Annotated in this window: 6 protein-coding genes; 2 read left to right on the forward strand and 4 right to left on the reverse strand. The window is 63.8% G+C overall.

All coding sequences use genetic code 11. From position 1 onward, the window contains the following. The coding region (locus EOA36_RS29025) for a nucleotidyltransferase family protein (RefSeq protein WP_127280433.1) at positions 1-765 on the forward strand (765 nt) is incomplete at its 5' end. Positions 766-773: 8 nt separating this feature from the next. Here EOA36_RS29025 and EOA36_RS29030 read toward each other — a convergent pair. The 4 genes from EOA36_RS29030 to EOA36_RS38535 all read right to left on the reverse strand — a co-directional run bounded on the left by EOA36_RS29030 (position 774) and on the right by EOA36_RS38535 (position 3,036). Next, on the reverse strand, positions 774-1,757 hold the full coding sequence (locus tag EOA36_RS29030; RefSeq protein ID WP_127280434.1) for a serine kinase: 984 nt from the start codon (positions 1,755-1,757) through the stop codon (positions 774-776). Further along, entirely contained in the window at positions 1,754-2,188 is a 435-nt protein-coding gene (locus EOA36_RS29035) for a lasso peptide biosynthesis B2 protein (protein ID WP_127280435.1), read from the reverse strand. The genes EOA36_RS29030 and EOA36_RS29035 overlap by 4 nt, the downstream gene beginning before the upstream one ends. Positions 2,189-2,200: 12 nt before the next feature. Continuing rightward, positions 2,201-2,491: a PqqD family protein gene (locus tag EOA36_RS29040; protein ID WP_127280436.1), complete on the reverse strand. Its 291-nt coding sequence runs from the start codon at positions 2,489-2,491 to the stop codon at positions 2,201-2,203. Between the two features lie 428 nt (positions 2,492-2,919). Beyond that, entirely contained in the window at positions 2,920-3,036 is a 117-nt protein-coding gene (locus EOA36_RS38535; RefSeq protein WP_245464503.1) for a DUF2259 domain-containing protein, read from the reverse strand. Positions 3,037-3,285: 249 nt separating this feature from the next. Here EOA36_RS38535 and EOA36_RS29045 point away from each other — a divergent pair. Beyond that, a partial coding sequence (locus EOA36_RS29045) for an AMP-binding protein (protein ID WP_145969357.1) occupies positions 3,286-4,320 on the forward strand: 1,035 nt, incomplete at its 3' end.

The raw sequence follows: 4,320 nt of genomic DNA on the forward strand, positions 1-4,320 counted from the left end.
CTGCTGCAGTATCATGGCGACCGCATCATGAAGGGGATGGCGGCGGAAGGCATTCCAGCGCGGATCGTCAAGGGGCCGGTGTTCGCGCGAAAACTCTACCGTAACGCATCCGACCGGCCGTTCACCGACATCGACATCCTCGTCGAGCCCGCCAACCTTGCACGGGCAAACCAGGTGATCGCGGCGTCAGGCTTCGAGCTTGGCAGCAACGAGGCGGAATCCTACCAGCTGCAGGAATTCAAATGGCTGGAAAAGGAGAATTCCAGCCTGCTGGTCGAGCTGCATGGCGACCTTGTGCACGACACCGGCATGCGTCGCCGCCTGTCGCTGGGGTTTCGCGAGCTGGGCATCATCGACGGCGAGGCTATGGACACGCCGGCAGCCCTTTTGACGATCGCCATCGTGCATGCCGCCGGCGGGCATAAATTCCACCGGCTGCAGCTTTGTGTCGACGTGCTGCAAGGCGTACGCGCGCTGCGATCACCCGAATCGGAAGCCCGCCTGCTCGACGCCGCCCGCATGACCGGCATCGAACTCGAACTGGCGATCGTGCTCAACGTGACCGGCCGCCTGTTCGGCGAACCGCATGCGCTCGAACTTGCCGGGCGGATCAAACCCGACCTGTCGATACGGTTGGCCAAGAAGCTGATCACGACGAACACGCTGCTCAGAGTCAATTCCAGGGAGAAGATCGGCTCGCGCCTGCGCCGCGATGCCTTTCGCTGGATCCAGCGCCTGGCCAAGGCCAGGCCATACGCCGCTTGAAGTGGCCGTCAGTCCCGTGATGTCAACGTGGCGCTTATCAGCGCCGCCGCATCGGCCGGGCGCGCGCCTACTTCCAGCGTGAAGGTCGGCACCGACGAGACCAGTCTGCCGATCGTCGCCAGCCGGCGCTTCTGCAGCGGCAGCAGGCCGGTCGCGCCGGTTCGGACGTTGTCCATCGCCAGCGCCACCATGGCGTCGGTCCTGGCCATCGGCACGAGCCGGGTCTCTTCGTCGGCGGATCGCGCGAGGTGCAGGAGCGCGGCCACCGGACGGGCGGTCGGGGTTTCGATTTTCACGATCCCGCCCAGCTTTTCCAGCGAAACAGCCTGTTCGCCATTGCGGTCCCAGGATGGCCCGAGGCATGGCGCCACCTGCGGGATCATTCGCGCGGTCTTCTCATGGATCTTGACGTGGCGTGGCAAACCCCAGGCAACCGGCGTGGCGCCAGCGACATTCAGGATCATGGCGTCGTCGGAGCACAGGCCGAAACCATGCGTTGCCAGGGCCAGCGAGGTCGTGGTCTTGCCGGTACCGCTCGGGGCATGGATCAGCACGACGGCATCCCGGCCCGGCAGCGTCAGGCCCGCGGTATGCAGCATATGCTGGCCGCCGGCATCGAGCGCGGCGTCCAGCATCAGCATCGACGGCGTCCAGGCGGCCTTGCTGTCGGGCACGATGCAAAGCCGAGCCCAGCCCTTCTCGCTGATCTCGACGGTCTGGCGTCCTGGCAAGACCAGATGGACGCTGGCGCCGTGGGTGATCATCCGGCAGTAGCCGTCGTCCGGTATCTCGCCCTCGAAAACCAGGGATCCGGCGGGTGTCTCGTCCAATGCTTCCGCGTCGGCGATGTCGAAACGAAAATCCGCTTCGGTCGAACCTTCGACGCGCAGGCCGGCGAGCATCCTGTCGAAGTCTAGCCATAGTTCGGCCCGTTCGGCCGAAATGCCGAGCACCTGGCCGTTGAGATCATAGAAGACGCAAGGTCTGGTCAAGCGGGGCGCACCTTCGTGGCGCGGTCATGGTGGCGATAGATTTCGACCATGCCGGGAAGGCTGTGGCTGACCACCGGCCTGCCGTCGAGGCAGACCCAGCAATGCGCCGACAGCCGGGACGCTTGCAGCGACTTCGGATCGACGCCGAAACGCAACTCCGGATCGAAGCCGGCAAGGCGCAGGAAACGGTGGCCGAGCAGCCCTTCCCGCAGGCATCTGCGGTCACGCATCAGCCAGGGATGGCGGACAATGCGGTTGACGCGAGCGACAATGTAGGCGGCTGGCAAGCCACGATAGGGCGTCGGCGAGGCAAGCGGCGCCCATTCCAGCACCTCCTCGAAGCTGCGGTTGGCAATAAGGACCGGCATCAGCCGCGCGCTTGCCCAGAGATGGCAGCGGAACAAGGCGCGCAGGAGAGGACTGTCCGCCATCAAACAGTACCTTCAGCTATCAAGTCCCGGAGCGGCCAGAATGCCTTCCGAGACCAGATCGGCGGCCAGTGCCGCCATGTCCTCGTCAAGCGTGCCCTTGTCGACTTCGAACTCCTCGCAAAGCAGGCCGACGATCTGGCCGAGGCTGCGCGCGCCATCCACCTTGTCGAGAAAGGCTTCGGTCGTGCCGTTGCAGGTATAGAGCTGGCCGCTCCGGGCCAAAAGCACGACCGCGCCGTCGCCGACATGCTGGACCGAGGCATCTTCCGCCAATCTCAGAACCGTTCCAGAGGCAATTTCCATCACGAACCCCAAAAGCCATGCGAAACCCCGGAATGAGATAGCGCGGTGGTGGGGCTCTGTCTATCGACCGGCTGGGGGGATGGCCCGCGCAGCTCTGTGTGAGCGACAGATCCTTGTCAGTCGCAACATCCATCCACAGCTGAAATCCTCCCAGCCGCCGGAATGACACGCTAGGCAAGCGCGTGGACCGGCAGGACCGTTGCTTTTCTTCCCTTAGGTAAGGTAAGAACTCCCCGTATCTTGGGGAGATAGGGTATGCGTTACAATTGGGAGCGGGCTCCGACGACTTTCGAACGTCATCGAAAAGCGCTTGCGACAGCCATTTTGATCTTCGGCGGCGTCGGCCTCATGCTGGTGGCCTTGCCGATCTAGCGTGATCGACTTTTGTCCAGCAAATACGGTTCTTTAGACGGCTATCGACGGGTTGCTCAGCGGGGTTGTCCGGTCACCGCGATGAAGCGGCGATCGCGCCCCTCAAAGCCCTGGCTGAAGCGCTGCACCAGCACAACGATCACCGCCGGCTTGCCGGCCGGTCTGTTTTTCATAGGATTCCGACAGGCTGTAGCCCGGCACGGCCTTGTCCTCATGCAGGGTCTTGAACCAGCACAATCGCGGGCCCTGCCGCGATACGCCACCGATGGTGCATTCGTTCACCCCTCGATGGCGCGCTTCACGACACCGCGCCTATCAGCTCAAGACGCGGCCAACTGAGACGAAAATGCAGGGAGACAACGCCCGAAGAAACAACATAGGCTACTGGCGAGGACGGCAGATGGTTCCTGGGGAGGATATGGATGGCTTCACGCTATCACGAGGTCTATGACGGCTGGAAACGCGACCCGGAAAAATTCTGGGCCGACGCGGCCGAGGCCATCGACTGGTATTCGCCCTGGGACAAGGTGTTCGATGCAGCAGCCGGCGTCTATGGCCGCTGGTTCACCGGCGCGACCTGCAACACCTGCTACAACGCCCTAGACAGGCATGTCGCCGGCGGGCGGGCCGATCAGATCGCACTGATCCATGACAGCGCCATCACCGGAACGGTGAAGAAGTTCACCTATGCCGAACTCAAACGCGAAGTGGTGGCGCTGACCTCGGTGCTGAAGAACCGCGGTATCGGCAAGGGCGACCGCGTCATCATCTACATGCCGATGGTGGCGGAGGCGGCCATCGCCATGCTCGCCTGCGCCCGCATCGGCGCCGTGCATTCGGTCGTGTTCGGTGGCTTTGCCTCACATGAGCTTGCCACCCGCATCGACGACGCGAAGCCGAAACTGATAATCTCGGCCTCCTGCGGCCTGGAGCCGGGCCGGGTCGTCGCCTACAAGCCGCTGCTCGACAAGGCGATCGAGATGTCCCGCCATAAGCCGGACGCCTGCCTGATCCTGCAGCGCGACCAGTTGCGCTGCGATTTGAAGGACCATTTCGACATCGACTATGCCGACGCGGTCGCCCGCGAACGGGCGGCCGGCGCCAATGTCGACTGCGTGCCGGTGCTGGCCACCGACCCGCTCTACATCATCTACACCTCGGGCACGACCGGCCAGCCCAAGGGCATCGTGCGCGACAATGGCGGCCACATGGTCGCGCTGAAATGGACGATGGACAACGAGTTCGGCGTCAAGCCGGGAGAAGTATTCTGGGCAGCGTCCGATGTCGGCTGGGTGGTCGGGCATTCCTACATCGTCTACGGACCGCTGCTGCATGGCTGCACCAGCGTGCTCTTCGAAGGCAAGCCGATCGGCACGCCAGATGCCGGCACCTACTGGCGGGTGATCTCGGAGCACGGCGTGGTCGCGCTGTTTACCCCCCCGACCGCCCTCCCCGCC

The organism is Mesorhizobium sp. M8A.F.Ca.ET.021.01.1.1, from assembly GCF_003998025.1.
In the GTDB taxonomy this organism is placed as follows: domain Bacteria; phylum Pseudomonadota; class Alphaproteobacteria; order Rhizobiales; family Rhizobiaceae; genus Mesorhizobium.

Coding starts and splice junctions, on each gene's coding strand:
- EOA36_RS29035 (WP_127280435.1), bottom strand. CDS start 2,188: ATGGCGGACAGTCCTCTCCTGCGCGCCTTGTTCCGCTGCCATCTCTGG.
- EOA36_RS29040 (WP_127280436.1), bottom strand. CDS start 2,491: ATGGAAATTGCCTCTGGAACGGTTCTGAGATTGGCGGAAGATGCCTCG.
- EOA36_RS38535 (WP_245464503.1), bottom strand. CDS start 3,036: ATGAAAAACAGACCGGCCGGCAAGCCGGCGGTGATCGTTGTGCTGGTG.